Origin of the sequence: Paenibacillus sp. 2KB_22 (genome assembly GCF_052115745.1) — a bacterium.
Lineage (GTDB): Bacteria > Bacillota > Bacilli > Paenibacillales > Paenibacillaceae > Paenibacillus.
The window spans coordinates 1,198,628-1,215,318 of record NZ_JBFRHG010000002.1; the positions used below are offsets into that span (position 1 = coordinate 1,198,628).

Consider the following 16,691-nt stretch of genomic DNA (forward strand, 5'->3'; position numbering starts at 1 on the left):
TCCATTGTTTTCAAAAAAATAGTTGAATGCCACGGTCTAACCTGCGTATATACGAAAAAAAAACCTCCTGTAAGTCACCACACATGGGTGAAAACAGAAGGCTTGGTGAAGCATATTTTACACTTAGCGCGCAAATGGGATCATGAAAAAATAACTCAGCGTGGCTACAATACCCAGTCCAATGGACCAAGCTCCCGCTGTTTTCCGACCATTTACGTAAGCATAGTAACCCAGAACAGCTGCCGCTGGTCCAAGTATGATTGACCACATAAACAAGGACGCAATACCGAAAGCCAGCCCCATATAACCTGCGACCTTACCTGTTGACTCCATGACACGGTCTGCCTCATGTTTCTCAACTACAGGTTCTGAACGTTCGGTCCCTCCAGTTCTTACAACAGTCGGAGGAGCGACCTCTGCCCCATACTCTTCCCGATGTACTTTTCTTGGATAATCCACACGCTTACGCTGTTTTTCAACTTCACCCTTGGTTTCAGGGCGATCAGTAGAATGAATGTTGTTATCGTCATTTTTCATTTGGAAGCACCTCCATTATGAATAGGGATGACTGCTCACTTGGGTTTGAACGTGTGACAGCAGGTTGCAGAGGATGTACGTGCATGATCATGGTGGTCCGAGTCGAATGTCTCACCGGCAAATTCCTCATGCAGACGACGGGTGGCATGTTGGTCAATGTCAATCATGATGGCATCAGCTTGGCAGAAGTTGTTCTCTCCCCAAAAGTTGCAGTTGGAGACGCTGCATTTGACAATTGGTTTGTCTTGGCTCATTTTTTATCACCTCGACTACTATTGTCTCCCCGCCACAAACCCGATATTCTCCGCTAAAATGCCAGATGATGACATGATCTCACCTCGTCTGATTCTCACTGAAAACACAAAAAAACCGCCACAAGGGCGGTTTCGTCCAATATCATATTAAGGTTTAAATCATGAATTAAGCGTGATTCCGTTGATTTTGCATACGGCGCTGAGTCAAATAGTCACTTTCATAATATGCCAGGTCATCGCGCAATTCCTCGTAAGTTTTGGAAATCTCAAGAATGACATCCCGCACTGCACGAATTGGCTTGTCACGAAAACGAATGGCATCTTGTCCTGTGTAAGCATATCTTCCGTCTTCAGAATAACATTCATTTTTGGGATAGAAAAAGCTGTTTACGCATTGGTGATACGTATTATAAAGAGCCTTTTCGGCAAAATCGACATCAAAGTTGGCACGACGCAGCACAACGCCAAGTTTTTCGTAAGAAACTTCAGAAAAAACGAGCAAATGACGGAGATCTGAAAGAAATCCTTTGTAGAAGGTTGTTGATTCTTCCGTCTGATTCTGATCCAGTTCAGGCAAAGCATTCTCATTCAAAAATTTTTCAATCCGATCGATAGCCGGTTTTAACTTTTCCCTAGTTGACTCACATGTTTTCTGTACATTGGCTGCTGACATAAAGGTAGCTCCCCCTTAAATAAGTCCTTACATATAGGTCGGCCAACGGTGGTTTTCCCCTGACCTTTGAATTCTCAGCTATAATCCTACCATAAAAAGATGACGAGCGGTATCCTTTAATCATGCTTTCCGTTTCTGCCATTAAACATGCCTATTATAAGCAGTCAGACTCGAACTCGCTTGCATAAAACGTTCCGCTTTTTCTAACGATAGATATAACCAGTGACAACGATGAAGCACTGTTAATGATTGTCCATAATGAACGAAGGAGGTTCCATCCACCATGTCCAGACCGAAATGGATTAACTGGGCCCTTGCAGCTGGTGCGGGAGCACTTGCCTTGACGCTTTTGCTTCCAACATCCAATCGTCAAGAACCTAAGCCAAGTGCTCTGTCTGACTCTGCTCATGAAGAGCACACAAATAAGCATCGTCTGAAAGTGCAGGATGTCAAAGCAACAGATCTCTTGACCCGCATGGACGCCAAACAACATCTCAGTATCATGCTGGAGAAAACCGCCACAATGAATGCTGCGCAGGTGAGTCGATATGTGAATGATCTCCAAGGTTCACATGAACATATCAGATCCATTCATCTCATGAATATCAATGGCTCCTTCAACAAGCCGTTTGATCAAGCTTCCACACAAGGAAGCAAGTTGGAACAACAGAAGCTTCAACATGCGCTGAACCTTGCCAAAAAAGCGGTAATCAAACGTCAAAGTTTCGAATCCTCTTCTTTTCCTTTGGGAAAAGAAAAATATTTTGTGATGGGGCAACCCTCCAAAGATGGCAAAAGAGCGGTAATTGCCTTGTTCAGCCAGAACGTATTAAATGCTGTTGAACAACATCAGCGCAAAAATCTGCGCATGATTCCTTATCCGCGTGAGGGTAAATTCAAAATTGAGTCTGTTCACCCGGATACACTTAACGAAATCACAGTGAAAACCGGACATGATAACGCCAACGCCAGTCATTTTTACGAAAATGAAATTGTCATCCGTTTTCGCCAGGATCCCGGTGAACGTGATATGCGTATCATTAAATCTGATCTAAGGTCTAACTCAATACGCAAGCTCGGATACACGTATGTTTTTCGGTCAGAAAACATGAGTTACAAGCAATTGCATAGCTATTTCGAAAGCAAATGGAATCCACTCTATATGGAGCCCCACTACATGTATTTAACCAATGATATCGTAACTGAACAAACCGATGTAACGATACCCAATGACATTTTGTTCTCCGATTATCAGTGGAACCTGCCTGCAATTGAGACAAACAGAGGTTGGAATATTACCAGAGGAAACAAAGATGTCATCGTTGCAGTGGTCGACACGGGGGTTGATATGAATCACCCTGACCTGAAGGGCAAGCTCCTTGAGGGTTATAATGTGGTCGAGCCGGGAAGCAAACCGATGGATGATGTGGGACATGGCACACACGTCGCAGGCATTATCGGCGCTATTGTCAACAATAATGAAGGCGTGGCAGGCATGAGCTGGTATAACAAGGTACTACCGGTTAAAGTACTCGACAACTCGGGTTCTGGTACCACGTATGCCGTTGCCGAAGGCATCATCTGGGCAGCCGATCATGGAGCCAAAGTGATCAACATGAGTCTGGGCAATTATGCTGATGCACAATTTCTTCATGATGCCATTAAATATGCTTTTGACCGGGATATCGTCCTGATTGCAGCAACGGGGAACGATAATACAGAGCGTCCAGGTTACCCTGCTGCTTATCCCGAAGTATTTGCCGTATCTGCTACGGACCCGGATATGAGCAAAGCTTCCTATTCCAACTACGGGGATTATGTGGATGTGATGGCCCCGGGGTCCAGTATCGCCAGTACCTATCCAAACAATCAGTATGCGGCCTTGTCTGGTACGTCCATGGCTAGCCCCCATGTAGCCGCACTTGCAGGTTTGATTCGTTCGTTAAACCCGGATTTGACCAATACGGAAGTGATGGATTTGATGCGACAAAGTGTTATTGACCTCGGTGATCCGGGTCACGATAAGTATTTCGGCTATGGGCAAATCGATGTCTATAAGGCACTGCAAGCCGCATCAGGCAACAGCGCTCCTTTGCAGTTCTGGCCGCAACATGTCAGACAACAAATGGATAATACAATGAAAAAGTATACCCAGTAACCGTTATGACTCTACTCCGTAAAAATACAAAAGCAGCTGCGCCCCGGGGCGTACGCTGCTCTTTGGTTTATATCCAATTTCCCCGGGGCACCCGCTGCGATTAGCGCTTGCGAGAAGATGTGCGGGCTTTACTTGATTTTTTCACGGATTTTTTCTTCGCATTGTGACTGGATACATAACAAGGGTCCTCTTCTTTGACAACTACAGGGTACATGTGGTGATGAATCGGAACACAGTGATGTTTTTTGATCACTTCAATCGGGTGGATTACAGGCACGATTTGTGGGATGTAGTAATCCTCAACAACCTGGATCGGGTCACAGACAATCGGGCAAAGCGGTGGACAGTAATGGTTCATTTCAAAACCAACTCCCTTTCTGGTGATACTATAACCTATTGCAGCAGGTCGAAAGTGGATTGGATGTATGTCCATACTCCGAAAAATTATATGAGCGGTAGCCTGTCCGCCACTGTCCCACCCTGCCCAGGTGTTACGCTGTCAATGACTCCGCACAGTACACGAAGGCCTTCACACAAAAGCTCAACGCTCGTTACAGTGAAGCAGATGCGCAGACTTGGTGTATCCGTCTCTCCGACATAACAGGCGGAACCTGGCAGGAACGAAACCCCTGCAGCAAGTGATTGATGATGCAACTCACGCATGTCCAAGTTACTCGGGAGTTGGAGCCAAAGATTGAGGCCTCCTTCAGGCAAGCGCCATTGCATTCCCATAGGAGCATGCTCTTCCAGCACTTCAGATGCTGCGCACAAACGAGAATACAATTCATCCCTCAATCGGGATACATAAGCACCGTACTGATTCTGAATGAAAGATTGCAAAGCCTTTTGTGTAAGCAGCGGACTGCCCAAATCCGCCGTAGATTTCGCAGCCACAAGCCGGGTCAATACACTTCCATCTGCGATGGCGCAGGCTATACGGCAACCAGGAGAGAGCACCTTGCTGAAGCTTTTGATATATACGACATGACCTGTCCCATCCATCGATTTAATGGAGGCCGGTGGAGGGTCCCGAAAATAAAGATCTGCAAACGGATCATCTTCCAGAATGAGGCAGTGGTAGCTTTGCGCGAGATTCAGAAGCTGTGCTCGCCTTCTTGCACTCATCGTAATACCTGTTGGATTGTGGTAGGTCGGGATCGTATAGATCAGCTTGGGCGGATAGGTATCACATAACCGGGTCAACAGATCAATACGCATGCCTTCGTCATCCATCGGGACCGTAATGATCTTCGCGCCTCTACTCGTAAATACATCAATGGCGCCGGTATAGCTTGGTGCCTCCATGTATACAACATCCCCAGGTCCAACAAAAGTCCGTGCCACAAGATCAATTCCCTGCTGAGCACCACTTGTAATTAGCATGCGTTCAGGTGCCACCTGTAGTCCACGCTCGGCAAAATGTTCGGCGAAGATCTGTCTTAGCTCCCGATCTCCCTGAAAAGATCCATACGCCGCCATACGCTCAGCATGATCAGAGGAAAGCCGGTAGGCACTGTCAATAATCTCGCGTGTAGGCAGCAGTTCAGGCTGAATCGCTGACATATGAAGTTCATACCGCACTTGAGGGGACGTATCAAAATGTCTCCAGAGCTGCGCTCGCGGTAAATAATCCACGAGTGCCATCTGCCAATTCCATGATGTACTGGATTCACTGTTGCCATGGTTACGCTTGGCTCGATCTACATCCTCCATCGGATCTTCGTTTAATGTACCTCTTACATAACAACCTTTCCCCTGGGAGCAGGTGATTAATTGAATCGCTTCGAGTTCAGCATACGCTTTGGAGACAGTGACCAGGCTAACACCCAAATCCGCGGTCATTTTACGAACAGAAGGAAGTCGGGTTCCCGGTTCAATGAGTCCTGATCTGATGCGATCGGCAATCGTTAGCGCAATCTGCACGTACAATTTGGTACTGCTTCCCCTTTTTAATTCGATATGCATGGTTGCTCCCCCAACTGTTATGATCTTCATTTTACTGTTATAGTGCAGTCCGTCTATTATAGTTTATAATATCAGTATAACAGTGAATAACAGGAGATGAGAATAACATGAGTATCCCTTGGTCCAAAATGGCACAAAACACCCCGTCCTCTGTCGTTCGCGACATGCTCCAGGCCGCTCAGGCACCTGGAATGATCTCACTAGCCGGTGGATTACCAGCCCAGACTTCTTTCCCGCTGGAAGCCATCCGCGTTGCGTATGAAAAAGTATTTATGAGCGGAGCAGCCGCTCTTCAATATGCGGAGACTGAGGGTTACCGTCCTCTTCGCGCCAAAATCGCCGAACGTCTCGAATCCAAGGGCATTCCCGCTTCACCCGATCACATGCTTCTCACTACCGGTTCACAGCAATCCATTGACTTGGTTTGCCGCATCCTTCTCGACCCGGGTGACAGCGTATTGGTTGAATCACCAACCTACCTCGCTGCTCTGCAAGTCATTCATTCTTATCAAGCTGAATCTCACGGCGTAACCTGTGATGATCACGGAATGTTGCCTGAATCTCTGGAAGAACAGCTCCAGTTGCATCGTCCAAAACTCGTCTATATTAACCCAACGTTCTCCAATCCTACGGGAAAAGTATGGTCCCGAGAAAGAAGACAGCAGGCTGTAGATCTGTGCCGCAAGTACGGTGTACTTATTCTGGAAGATGATCCTTATGGTGAAATCCGGTTCAATCCGGAGCAATTGGATGTCCCTGCTCTCGCAGAACTGGATGCAGTATCCTATGACGGCCCTTCCAATGTTATCTACACCAGTACATTCTCCAAAACGGTAGCACCCGGCCTGCGTACTGGCTGGATACTGGCTGCTCCTGATATTGTAAAAATGGCCGCACGAGCGAAACAAGGTGCCGACTTGCATTCCAGCAGCATTGACCAAAGAGCGCTTCATGCGCTGCTTGAATCTTTCGATCTGGATGCGCATATTCGCCATATTTCAGAGGATTACGAACAACGGATGAACACCCTGACCACACTCATGGCAGCCAAATCATGGGAAGGCATCTCATGGAATTCACCACAAGGTGGTATGTTCTTGTGGCTGCAACTACCTGAAGGCATGCTGGCAAGCAATCTGTTCACTTACGGTATCCAGGAGAAAGTGTGCATTGTTCCGGGTGATTCCTTCTATGCAGGTACACCAGAGTTAAACCGCATGCGAATCAACTTTACTCATACGGACCCTGAGCTTCTTCCTGAAGCCGTGGAAAGAATGGATCGCGCCATCCAACGCTGGCATGCTTCGTTAACATCGGACAGTGTTGTTACACTGTAATGAACTGTCATAAACGTTTCGTGATATATTAGCGTATGAGGTTGACTAGGGCGTGTCTGAAAACACCAGGCACGTCCAAAACTTGATATGAGCAACAAAAAAAGGCGGCAGGCCCGAGAATATCGGAACTGCCGCCTTTTTTTATAGAACCTGTCATTAACAGGAGTTATGTTTTTTCAGATGTTCATGGGTCCTTCTGATCAGTCAGGCCATCGGTGAATCACACGGATTGTCCTCGACTGATAGGTGGACTACACTATTATGTTGTTGCAGTTAGGAAAGCTTACCGTAAGCCGGGTTCTGTGCTCTTCGTGGTTCATACGGGAACTACCCTCCCACCAGAAGCGACAATCATCTATCTAGGCCATACATTGCTGCACAGCTCAAGCGACCAACCTAGACACACCTCGGGCTAAGGCTGCCTCCTCCGAAGAGGCGACTGTGTCCCATTAGGTCTTGCTCCAGATGGGGTTTACCAGGAACGAAGTCACCAGCGTTCCTCGGGGTCTCTTACACCTCGGTTCCATCCTTGCCTGTGCCGGAAAATCCGGCCATCGGCGGTCCATTTCTGTGGCACTATCCTTCAACTCGCGCTGACTGGACGTTATCCAGCATCCTGCCCTGTGGAGCCCGGACTTTCCTCTCGTGGCAACAAAGGCCACCAGCGATTGTCTGTCAAGCTTTCCGAACAACATTACATAGTATACAGGCATTTGGGTTCCCAGACAAGCTTAATATTACTGGGAATCACACAGCAACTGTCTTTTTAGATAAACCGGAATACCTCCGTATTGACCTCTGAAGCTGTAACTTGCGTATCATATCGTTTCTCTTCCAAACGGGAACGAAGCCAATCGGCCGTTTTTGGTTTCATAATCTTCTCGGAATTATGTCCAGGGTCGATGATACACATACCTGCCATTAACGCATCATGAGCCGTGTGATAATCAATATCTCCAGTCACAATAACATCCGCACCTTTGAAGCGGGCAGTGAGCGCATAACGGCTGCCAGAGCCGCCAAGAACCGCTGCTTTTTTGATCTGCTTGTTCAGATCTCCGACAACACGCACATGAGGCACATTGAATTGGGTCTTCACGACCTCCACGAGCTCACCTAATGTCTTAGGCTCCCTAAGGGGTCCCAAGCGTCCCAAACCGAGCGTACGGCCCTTTAAATCCATTGCATAGAGATCGTAGGCCACTTCCTCATACGGATGAGCCTTAAGCATCGCCTGAACGACCTTACTTCTCAGACTTTGGGGTACGATGGTCTCAATCCGCATTTCTTCCACCCGTTCCATCTGCCCTTGGGTACCGATAAAAGGTTGAGTGCCCTCACCGGGTACAAACGTTCCTGTACCTTCCGTGTTGAAGCTGCACTTGTTGTATTGACCGATACTCCCCGCTCCGGCTTCGAGTACCGCTTGAAGCACCTGTTCATGATGCGTACGTGGTACAAATACAGCCAGCTTGTAGAGATGATCTGTGTGTACATCTTCCAGCGATTCTTTACTCTCGATGCCAAGTGCCTCGGCCATCCAGTCATTCATACCACCCTCGGCCACGTCCAGATTCGTATGACTGATATAGACAGCAATATCATGCTTAATCAGCTTTTCATACAATTTACCCATAGGTGTATCTGTATTCAGGGACTTAACTGGTCGGAAAATGATGGCGTGATGAGCGATAATCAGGTTGGCACCGATGCGAATCGCTTCGTCCACCACTTCATCCGTCACATCCAAAGCAACTAACACGTGGCTGATTTCTTTTTGCAAACTGCCGAGCTGTAGACCAATCCGGTCATCCGGTACAGCCAGATGTTTCGGAGCGAGCTGCTCCATCAGTTGAATTACAGTTTGACCTTTGGCAAACATGCCAAAACCTCCTTCAAGTTTGCGATAAGACGCTCTACTTCAGCCGCCTTGTCCCGGGAAGAATCCTGATCGGATTTGGAGATGGAGTTTACAACCCCTTGCAGTTTGATGATCTCACTTTCCCATTTGGCAAAAAATACATCCGTTGGACGATCCACCAAATATGGCCCCATCCGCAGCAGCAAATCTTCCGTCAATTCTGCCCCGCCTTGAAGCGGACGTGCACGATACACCTCTTCATTTGCAATCGGGCTTACGGATTGTGGCATCGCCGTTATAATCTCATAGATCTTGCCATCTTCTTCGAGCAACTGTTCTGCCACAACCACCCAGTGATGCTCCAGCAGCCAGCGTCTGAGAATATCTTCTCCCACATTGGGTTGCAAAATAAGTAACTGGACTCCATCCAGTTTGGATAAACCTCGGTCCAAGATGGAGGCAATCAGAGCACCACCCATACCTGCTATGGTGATGACATCCACTTCTCCCGCAGAGATTACATCCAATCCGTCTCCACGGCGTACCGTTATTTTTTCTTTCAGGCCAGCATCACTGACTTGTTTGCATGCAGCATCATAAGGGCCAGGATTGACTTCCCCGGCTACTGCATTTGCGGCTTTCCCACTGCGGATCGCGGCTACTGGCAGTAACGCGTGGTCTGAACCGATATCAGCCATACGGCTGCCATCGGGAATTTGATCATGTATTCGCTGTAATCGATTCGAAAGTTTCATGAAGCACCTACACCATTCATTTAATTTATTGATTTGCATTGAACAAGGAAAAGCGATAAAATAAAATCCAATCAAACATTTCAAGGATGAATTTCCAAAACCAAGAAATCAAGACGTTCAAATTAAAAATAAAGGAGACCCCGCCGCCGCTAATGCGTCTTGCGGAAAGTCTCCCGTAGTTCAATTATTCGAGGAAATCTTTGAGTCGTTTACTACGACTTGGGTGACGCAATTTACGAAGAGCCTTGGCCTCAATCTGACGAATACGCTCACGCGTAACACCAAATACCTTGCCGACTTCCTCCAGCGTTCTCGTCCGTCCATCGTCCAGACCGAAACGTAGACGAAGCACGTTCTCTTCACGTTCAGTCAGTGTATCCAATACATCTTCGAGCTGTTCTTTCAGCAACTCATACGCAGCAGCATCCGCCGGAGCAAGTGCTTCCTGATCTTCAATGAAGTCACCCAGATGGGAATCATCTTCCTCACCGATCGGTGTTTCCAGAGAAACCGGTTCCTGTGCAATCTTCGTAATTTCACGAACTTTTTCCACACTCAGATCCATCTCAGCAGCGATTTCTTCTGGTGTCGGTTCACGCCCAAGTTCCTGCAACAGCTGACGGGATACCCGGATCAGCTTATTAATCGTCTCCACCATGTGCACAGGGATACGAATTGTACGCGCCTGGTCAGCAATAGCACGAGTGATCGCTTGACGGATCCACCATGTGGCATACGTACTGAACTTATATCCTTTTTTGTGGTCGAACTTCTCAACCGCTTTGATCAGGCCCATATTACCTTCCTGGATCAAATCAAGGAATAACATTCCACGTCCAACGTAACGCTTGGCGATACTGACTACGAGTCGAAGGTTCGCTTCAGCCAGACGACGCTTGGCTTCTTCATCCCCGTTCTCAATCCGTTTAGCCAGTTGTACTTCATCATCTGCCGACAACAATGGCACACGACCAATTTCCTTGAGATACATACGGACAGGGTCATTAATTTTGATTCCTGGCGGCAAGCTCAGATCATCATCAAAGTGGAATTCGTCCTCTCCCTCTCTGGTATTGTTCTCGGAATCTTCACTAGGACGAAGTGTAACCTCTTCATCATTTTCATTCACTACATCGATACCCAGATCGCTCAGTTGCTCATAGAACTCATCCATTTGCTCTGCATCCTGCTCAAAAGGAGAGAGTTTCTCTATAATTTCCTTGTAATTCAGCGAAGCTCTTTTCTTACCTGATTCAATCAATTGATCTTTAACCTGATCCAGTGTCAATTCTGTTTCTAGTTCAGTATGCTGATCATTCGCCATAACTTGACTCCCTCCTCCCTAGAAACATCTAATCATCAGACGTTCACTGTCTCTCTAGGGCAATCATTTCAATTGCAATCTGTGCCGCGCGTACAGAATCACCTGCCCGCTCTGCAGCAATCATTTCTTCTTTTTTCAAATCGTACTCTTTCTTACGTGGATACTTCAGCACTTCCCTGATGCAATCATCGAGCATTTGAATACTCCATTCACCTGGACCATCCATCATCGAGATTGAACTGACCGTTTTTTCCAAGCGATCGTCATGCAGTGAAGACATAAAACGGCTTGTATCCGACGGTTTGCCTTGCGCATAGTAGGCATATAGATAAGCAGCAATAGCTGCATGATCATCCAAGTTAAAAGCTTCACCAAGATGCTCATTCACGTACTGGGCAGCCTCATCATCCTGCAACATCCAGGCAATCAGTTTGCGTTCAGCAGCGTGATAAGCCGGCAACAGATTAGGTGTAGGCACCTGCCTATTTTGTTGCCTACCATTATTCCACCTTTTCGGGTTATTATCCCCATACTGGAGGTTATTTTTCATCGCCTCCCGTTCTTCATTACACTCCTGCTTCAATGTTTCGAAGGATACGTCCACTTCTGCAGCCAGTTCACGAAGATACACTTCCCTTTCTGTTGGAGAAGGTAAGGGGGCAATCAATTTTACTGCTTCTTTCGAATAGGCGATTTGTCCGCCACCCTCTAGCAGTATATGGCTTTTTTTTAAGTTTATAAGTTTAAATTTTGTAGTTGTCACGGCACCGTCCACAATCTGGTTTCGGAACCGTTCACCACCATGCTTCCGGATAAAGTCATCCGGGTCAAGTCCCTCGGGAATGAGAGCCACTTTGACCTGCAATCCGGCTTCCTCAAGAATGGGGAAGTTTTTGAGTGCAGCAGCCTGTCCTGCTTTGTCGCCGTCATAACATATGATGACTTCGTCGCACATGCCTTTGAGCATCAGTGCCTGATTCTCGGTTAGCGCAGTACCCATTGCCGCTACACCATTCTGGATGTCCTGATCCCATGCGGAGATGACATCACCATATCCCTCGAACAAAATGGCTTGTCTTTGTTTGCGAATTGCATTTTTGGCCTGATGCAGATTATAGAGAACACGGCTTTTGTTAAATAACCGGGTTTCCGGTGAATTTAGATATTTCGGTTGCCCATCTCCCAATATGCGTCCTGCAAATGCAATTGGCTTACCGCTCCTGCCATTAATCGGGAACATAATCCGGTCTCGGAATCGGTCCACATATCCCTGACCTTCATTTCGCGGTGATAGAAGTCCACCCTTTTCCATTTCTTCGAGCGGATAATTACGTTTTTCAAGAAATTGTACCAATGTGTCCCAACGATTTGGTGCGAAACCAATCTGGAACTGGTCAATCAACTTGTCTCCAAAACCTCTGGAGCGTAAATATTCCATGGCTGACTTGCCGTGCTCTGTATTTTTCAACAAAAAATGATACAGCTTCGCGGTAAGCTCATAAGCCTCCAACAGACGTTCAGTCTCCGGATTCACATGAGCAGATTCACGCCCTTGCCAGTCCCCCATAGAGATGTGACTTTCTTCCGCCATCGTTTTGACAGCCTCGGGAAAGGATAACCCTTCGATTTCCATCCTGAATTTGATGGCATTTCCACCCGTGCCGCAACCGTAGCAGTAGAAAATCTGTTTCTCAGGTGTAACGGTGAACGAAGGCGTCTTCTCGGAATGAAAAGGACAGAGGCCTTTCATATACTTCCCCTGCTTGGTCAGATGCACAAATCGGCTCACCGTATCGACAATATCATTCTGCTGTAACACCGATTCAATAATACTTTCGGGTATACCGCCTTGTCCGGTACTCATCTCTGGCCACCTTCATCTCTTCAACACGTAAATATAATTCGATAAACTTACACATTCTCCTGCAAATCTTTTAAAAGTTTTGTCAGTTTATGTTGAAAAATTTCACGATCCTGCTCTGTGAAAGGCTTTGGGCCTTTCCCATAATGGCCTCTTTTTCGTGCTTTGGCCGCAGTATGACGAGAATCCAACATGAAATCAATGTCACGATCGTTAAACTCACGACCACGAAAGGATAAAACATAACAACGTTTGCCGAGCGCAAGTGCCGCAAGTCCATAGTCCTGAGTGATAACCACATCGTATGGCTTAATATGATTAGCAATATAGAGGTCTGCGCTCTGATCGCTGCGATCCACTTGCACAGTACGCACCCCTTCTCCTCCTTGAAGCAAATGATCAAATGAAGAGACTAACAGTACAGGGATGTTGAAAAGGCGAGCGGTTTGCGCAATCTCGGTTTTGACCGGGCAAGCATCACCATCCACAACAATATGACGTATATTTAACTCACTCAAACCCAGACCACCCGGTTTCATAAAATAGCTGCATATTGTAATATACGACCCCGGCCAGGCAAAATCCTTCTGCCACAACAAGGGAAATCAAAGGCTAAAATACGGAGCGGTTGTCAAAAATACATTTCACAACCCGTTCCGTATATTTATACCCTCATATATCCTTCTTTAATACTGAATTTTAGCTTTGCTCCAAGTCTGTGGAAAAGGACTCATGAAATACGCCTAATTACCATACCAACTTGGAAAAATTAGCAAATCCTTTCAAGTCACGATCAATTGCCGCAAGCAAGGCAAGTCGATTCGCACGGACGGCCTCATCTTCAGCCATTACCATGACCGAATCGAAGAACGAGGTAATACCATCTTTCCAAGCAGAAGCAATAGCCAGCGCTTCAGCAGCCTTATGCTGAGTCAACGCCTGACGATATTCTGCATTGGTTCTGCTCCATGACTCGTGGAGCTGACGCTCTCCATCTTCTGTGAACAGTTCTGGATGTACAGAAGCATTGGATGCTTTGGCAGCCAGGTTACCCACACGGTTGAATGATTCAACCGTTGTTTTGAATGCGTCTCCTGTCAGAACAGCCGCCATCAACGCTTCACCTTTTGGAACCACAGCACTGATATCATCGAATCCGGAAGAGATTACGGCATCCACTACGTCGTAGCGAACGGTTTCGGACAGCAATTTTTTCACACGAAGACCAAAGAAGTCTTGCAGATCTTTACGAACCTCTTCATCTGCACGTTTCAACAGGTTCATCTGGGCATGCACTTGAAGCGCTACTCCGAACACATCTGACAATGTCAGCGGAAGCTTGTGATCGAGCAAAATCTGTACAATACCTGCAGCCTGACGGCGCAGCGCATACGGATCTTGAGATCCCGTTGGAATGATGTTAATGGAGAAACAACCTACGATTGTATCCATTTTGTCTGCAGCACTTACAATGGCACCGACAAGAGACACAGGGGATTGATCTCCAGCGAAACGCGGCTGATAGTGTTCAAATACCGCCTTGGCCACTTCTTCTTTTTCGCCAGCTTTACGAGCGTAATCCTCACCCATCACACCTTGCAGTTCAGGGAATTCACCCACCATCAGTGTCACCAGATCGAATTTGCAGATATCTGCTGAGCGGCTAACGGATTCAGCAACATCACCGGATACTTGCAGTTTAGCAGCAATTCCATCGGCAATTTTGCGAATACGGCGTACTTTATCTCCAACCGTTCCCAGCTCTTCCTGGAAGACGATACTTTCCAGCTTCGACAATGCATCCTTAATCTGTAACTTCTGGTCTTCCTCATAGAAGAACTTGGCATCAGACAGACGTGCACGCAGTACTTTCTCATTCCCTTTTGCAATAACATCCAGTGAATCACTTCCACCGTTACGTACTGTCACGAAGAATGGCAACAATTGTCCTTCATTGTCCAATACAGGGAAATAACGCTGATGCTCACGCATGGAAGTAATCAATACTTCTTGTGGAATATTCAAGAATGAAGAGTCGAATGTCCCGAACAATACGGTAGGTGTTTCCACCAGGAACAGGACTTCCTCCAGCAAGTCTTCCTTAATCGCAATATCCCATTTTTTCTCAGCAGCCAATGCCTGAATTTGAGATACAATCATCTGTTCACGTTCCTGGATATCAACAATGACATGTTCTGAACGCAGCACTTCCACGTAAGAAGACGGAGTGGAGATCACGGCCTCCTTACCGAGGAAACGATGTCCGCGAGTTACATTACCCGACTTAACACCTGTCACTTCCAGATCGATGACATCACTGCCCAGCATAGCCACAATCCAGCGGATTGGACGAACAAATTTGAAATCATAGGAAGCCCAACGCATGAATTTCGGGAACGTCATGGCATGTAATACAGAGAGCAATCCTTCGCCAATCACAGAAGCCGTCTCCACACCTTTGCTGGACTTCATTGCATAGATATATTCGACACCGTTCAATTCCTTAAATGTGAACTGGTCCGGTTCAACACCTTGACTGCGCGCGAATCCGAGTGCAGCCTTGCTCCAATTGCCACTGTCGTCCAGGGCAATTTTGCGTGAAGGACCTTTTACTTCTTCCTCTATATCTTCCTGCTTTTCAGCCACATTCTGGATCAAAACAGCCAGTCGACGCGGTGTGGCATACGCATTCACTTCACCATAAGCAATGCGGGATGCATCAAGCCATTTCACGACACGCTCTTGCAGCTGTGCGATCGCTGCGCGCATGAAACGTGCAGGTACTTCTTCCAGTCCGATTTCAAACAACAGATCCTTAGACATGCTCGGCTCCCCCTTTCTTGATCAGCGGGAAGCCTAGCTTCTCACGCTCTTCCATATATGTTGCAGCGACTTGGCGAGCCAGATTACGGACACGTGTGATGTAACCCGTACGTTCCGTTACACTGATGGCTCCCCGTGCATCCAACAGGTTGAATGTGTGGGAACATTTCAGCACATAGTCATAAGCCGGGAATACCAGATGCTGTGCCATGGCCTTGTTTGCCTCTTCTTCATGCATGTTGAAGAGTGTAAACAGCATTTTGACATCAGATACTTCAAACGTATATTTAGAGTGTTCGAATTCTGGCTGACGGAATACATCACCATAAGTGATACCTTCCACCCACTCCAAATCAAACACATTCTCTTTTTCCTGAATGTAAGAAGCCAAACGCTCCATACCATACGTAATTTCAACAGCTACCGGATTCGTCTCGATTCCACCAACCTGTTGGAAATACGTAAATTGCGTAATTTCCATTCCGTCCAACCATACTTCCCAACCAAGACCTGCACAACCAAGGGAAGGATTTTCCCAGTTATCTTCGACAAACCGAATATCATGTTTGAGCGGATCAATACCCAGACGCTTCAGACTTTCCAGATAAATTTCCTGAATATTGTCCGGTGAAGGCTTGATGATTACCTGGAACTGATGATGCTGGTACAGCCGGTTAGGGTTCTCACCATAACGTCCGTCCGAAGGACGACGGGAAGGCTCCACATAGGCCACTTTCCAAGGTTCGGGTCCAAGCGAACGCAAAAAGGTCATTGGATTCATCGTACCTGCCCCTTTTTCCGTATCGTATGGCTGGACAATAATACAGTTATGCTCGGCCCAGAATTGTTGCAGCGTTAGAATCATCTGCTGAAAATTCATAATCATGCTCCTTTTCAATGGTTTGATAGCAAGCTTAGAACGGCGCAGACAACAATAAATAGCCCCCGTCCTACGCCTGTTGTACAGACGTAGGGACGAGAGCTATTCCCGCGGTTCCACCCTACTTGGCTTGGATCAAACAGGATGATCCTGTTCGTTCCAGCCCACTTTTCCGTGTCCATTCATGCTCCCGAGTGCCGTTTCAAAGACCGATTTAGCCAGGCTTCCACCATCCCCGGCTCGCTCACTCATGATTCGCAAGT

General features: G+C 47.0%; 14 protein-coding genes and 1 other RNA gene. 2 read left to right on the forward strand and 13 right to left on the reverse strand.

The window, feature by feature from the left end; translation table 11 throughout:
- Positions 1–123: 123 nt before the first annotated feature.
- From AB4111_RS16355 to AB4111_RS16365, 3 genes are all read right to left on the reverse strand, one after another.
- The gene (locus AB4111_RS16355) at positions 124–537 is read right to left on the reverse strand and encodes a hypothetical protein (RefSeq protein ID WP_442032365.1); all 414 of its coding nucleotides are present in this window, start codon (positions 535–537) and stop codon (positions 124–126) included.
- A 35-nt stretch (positions 538–572) separates the two neighbouring features.
- Positions 573–791 (reverse strand): DUF1540 domain-containing protein, encoded by a 219-nt coding sequence (locus tag AB4111_RS16360; RefSeq protein ID WP_076211597.1) that lies wholly within the window; start codon positions 789–791, stop codon positions 573–575.
- 166 nt (positions 792–957) lie between these two features.
- Positions 958–1,464, reverse strand: a complete 507-nt coding sequence (locus AB4111_RS16365) for a YpuI family protein (protein WP_253439372.1) — start codon at positions 1,462–1,464, stop codon at positions 958–960.
- Positions 1,465–1,747: 283 nt separating this feature from the next.
- Here AB4111_RS16365 and AB4111_RS16370 point away from each other — a divergent pair, with 283 nt between their 5' ends.
- A complete protein-coding gene (locus tag AB4111_RS16370; protein ID WP_442032366.1) occupies positions 1,748–3,622 on the forward strand; it encodes a S8 family peptidase in 1,875 nt (624 codons plus the stop codon).
- Between the two features lie 100 nt (positions 3,623–3,722).
- On the opposite strand, the gene AB4111_RS16375 is transcribed toward AB4111_RS16370, so the two are convergent.
- On the reverse strand, positions 3,723–3,980 hold the full coding sequence (locus AB4111_RS16375; RefSeq protein WP_339235994.1) for a hypothetical protein: 258 nt from the start codon (positions 3,978–3,980) through the stop codon (positions 3,723–3,725).
- Between the two features lie 86 nt (positions 3,981–4,066).
- Positions 4,067–5,587: a MocR-like pyridoxine biosynthesis transcription factor PdxR gene (gene pdxR, locus AB4111_RS16380; RefSeq protein WP_442032367.1), complete on the reverse strand. Its 1,521-nt coding sequence runs from the start codon at positions 5,585–5,587 to the stop codon at positions 4,067–4,069.
- A 107-nt stretch (positions 5,588–5,694) separates the two neighbouring features.
- Between pdxR and AB4111_RS16385 the strand changes: the two genes are divergently transcribed.
- Positions 5,695–6,924 (forward strand): aminotransferase-like domain-containing protein, encoded by a 1,230-nt coding sequence (locus tag AB4111_RS16385; protein WP_442032368.1) that lies wholly within the window; start codon positions 5,695–5,697, stop codon positions 6,922–6,924.
- A 274-nt stretch (positions 6,925–7,198) separates the two neighbouring features.
- Here AB4111_RS16385 and rnpB read toward each other — a convergent pair.
- The 8 genes from rnpB to glyQ form a co-directional block, all read right to left on the reverse strand.
- An RNA gene (gene rnpB, locus AB4111_RS16390) (RNase P RNA component class A) lies at positions 7,199–7,608 on the reverse strand.
- 82 nt (positions 7,609–7,690) lie between these two features.
- Positions 7,691–8,806 (reverse strand): Nif3-like dinuclear metal center hexameric protein, encoded by a 1,116-nt coding sequence (locus tag AB4111_RS16395; protein WP_442032369.1) that lies wholly within the window; start codon positions 8,804–8,806, stop codon positions 7,691–7,693.
- A complete protein-coding gene (locus AB4111_RS16400) occupies positions 8,782–9,540 on the reverse strand; it encodes a tRNA (adenine(22)-N(1))-methyltransferase (protein ID WP_442032370.1) in 759 nt (252 codons plus the stop codon). Before AB4111_RS16400 ends, AB4111_RS16395 begins: the two co-directional genes overlap by 25 nt.
- A 184-nt stretch (positions 9,541–9,724) precedes the next feature.
- Positions 9,725–10,864 (reverse strand): RNA polymerase sigma factor RpoD, encoded by a 1,140-nt coding sequence (gene rpoD / locus AB4111_RS16405; protein ID WP_062835490.1) that lies wholly within the window; start codon positions 10,862–10,864, stop codon positions 9,725–9,727.
- Between the two features lie 43 nt (positions 10,865–10,907).
- Complete coding sequence (dnaG, locus tag AB4111_RS16410; protein ID WP_339236006.1) at positions 10,908–12,728, reverse strand: DNA primase; 1,821 nt, start codon at positions 12,726–12,728, stop codon at positions 10,908–10,910.
- Between the two features lie 47 nt (positions 12,729–12,775).
- A complete protein-coding gene (locus tag AB4111_RS16415; protein WP_440131283.1) occupies positions 12,776–13,243 on the reverse strand; it encodes a YaiI/YqxD family protein in 468 nt (155 codons plus the stop codon).
- Positions 13,244–13,472: 229 nt separating this feature from the next.
- Positions 13,473–15,548 (reverse strand): glycine--tRNA ligase subunit beta, encoded by a 2,076-nt coding sequence (gene glyS / locus AB4111_RS16420; protein ID WP_442032371.1) that lies wholly within the window; start codon positions 15,546–15,548, stop codon positions 13,473–13,475.
- Entirely contained in the window at positions 15,541–16,428 is an 888-nt protein-coding gene (gene glyQ / locus AB4111_RS16425; RefSeq protein WP_145323243.1) for a glycine--tRNA ligase subunit alpha, read from the reverse strand. The genes glyS and glyQ overlap by 8 nt, the downstream gene beginning before the upstream one ends.
- Positions 16,429–16,691 lie beyond the last annotated feature (263 nt).

Coding starts and splice junctions, on each gene's coding strand:
- AB4111_RS16355 (WP_442032365.1), bottom strand. CDS start 537: ATGAAAAATGACGATAACAACATTCATTCTACTGATCGCCCTGAAACC.
- AB4111_RS16360 (WP_076211597.1), bottom strand. CDS start 791: ATGAGCCAAGACAAACCAATTGTCAAATGCAGCGTCTCCAACTGCAAC.
- AB4111_RS16365 (WP_253439372.1), bottom strand. CDS start 1,464: ATGTCAGCAGCCAATGTACAGAAAACATGTGAGTCAACTAGGGAAAAG.
- AB4111_RS16370 (WP_442032366.1), top strand. CDS start 1,748: ATGTCCAGACCGAAATGGATTAACTGGGCCCTTGCAGCTGGTGCGGGA.
- AB4111_RS16375 (WP_339235994.1), bottom strand. CDS start 3,980: ATGAACCATTACTGTCCACCGCTTTGCCCGATTGTCTGTGACCCGATC.
- pdxR (WP_442032367.1), bottom strand. CDS start 5,587: ATGCATATCGAATTAAAAAGGGGAAGCAGTACCAAATTGTACGTGCAG.
- AB4111_RS16385 (WP_442032368.1), top strand. CDS start 5,695: ATGAGTATCCCTTGGTCCAAAATGGCACAAAACACCCCGTCCTCTGTC.
- AB4111_RS16395 (WP_442032369.1), bottom strand. CDS start 8,806: ATGTTTGCCAAAGGTCAAACTGTAATTCAACTGATGGAGCAGCTCGCT.
- AB4111_RS16400 (WP_442032370.1), bottom strand. CDS start 9,540: ATGAAACTTTCGAATCGATTACAGCGAATACATGATCAAATTCCCGAT.
- rpoD (WP_062835490.1), bottom strand. CDS start 10,864: ATGGCGAATGATCAGCATACTGAACTAGAAACAGAATTGACACTGGAT.
- dnaG (WP_339236006.1), bottom strand. CDS start 12,728: ATGAGTACCGGACAAGGCGGTATACCCGAAAGTATTATTGAATCGGTG.
- glyS (WP_442032371.1), bottom strand. CDS start 15,548: ATGTCTAAGGATCTGTTGTTTGAAATCGGACTGGAAGAAGTACCTGCA.
- glyQ (WP_145323243.1), bottom strand. CDS start 16,428: ATGAATTTTCAGCAGATGATTCTAACGCTGCAACAATTCTGGGCCGAG.